This window comes from Pseudoneobacillus rhizolycopersici, assembly GCF_054786815.1.
Genome location: NZ_JBTOOE010000074.1, coordinates 1 through 304, shown reverse-complemented (window position 1 = coordinate 304; position 304 = coordinate 1). Strand labels below are relative to the sequence as shown.

At 46.1% G+C, this 304-nt stretch carries 1 tRNA gene; it reads left to right on the top strand.

Annotated elements, in window-relative coordinates:
• Nucleotides 1-231: 231 nt before the first annotated feature.
• Nucleotides 232-304: transfer RNA gene (locus ACX9YW_RS22900), tRNA-Met, on the top strand.

Sequence of the window (304 nt, the reverse complement as noted above, 5' to 3'; positions counted from 1 at the left end):
AGGCGGGTTAAACCGCGCGGGGGTTCGAATCCCTCTTCCTCCGCCATATTTTTTAATAAATATGTGCATGTATTAAATAAGTTTTTATCGTCGCGGGGTGGAGCAACGAGCGTTACTTCTTTGTTTATACTGCGAGTTGTACCGGTCGAGCTGCTACTTGAATTAACCTTCTGAGATCGGGACAGTCTTGAAAATGATGTGCATAATTTAATTTAGTTATTTTTTTATCGTCGCGGGGTGGAGCAGTCTGGTAGCTCGTCGGGCTCATAACCCGAAGGTCGCAGGTTCAAATCCTGCCTCCGCA